General features: G+C 60.5%; 1 pseudogene. It reads right to left on the reverse strand.

The window, feature by feature from the left end:
* Positions 1 to 253: pseudogene (locus tag FNJ47_RS52200) on the reverse strand (helix-turn-helix domain-containing protein); the annotation flags it as partial.

The following is a 253-nucleotide window of genomic DNA, read 5'->3' on the forward strand; positions in this document are numbered from 1 at the left end:
GTCGAGAGTTTGAAGCTGCGAGTGCGGTGAGGCTGCAGGCCGAAGAGTTGGAACAAGCGATGAACGGTGCTCTTGGCAATGCCCGTCTCTTTGGCGATGGCGCGCACGCTCCAATGGGTTGCGGCTTCATCTCGGCCACAGCCTCATCCTCAACCGTGCGAGGCCTGCCGGTACGCATCTCGTCGTAGAGTCCCTCGATCCGATCTGCGATGAAGCGATTGCGCCATTTGCCGATCGTATGAGGGCCGACACC

The sequence above is a fragment of the Bradyrhizobium uaiense genome (assembly GCF_010811875.1).
In the GTDB taxonomy this organism is placed as follows: domain Bacteria; phylum Pseudomonadota; class Alphaproteobacteria; order Rhizobiales; family Xanthobacteraceae; genus Bradyrhizobium; species Bradyrhizobium uaiense.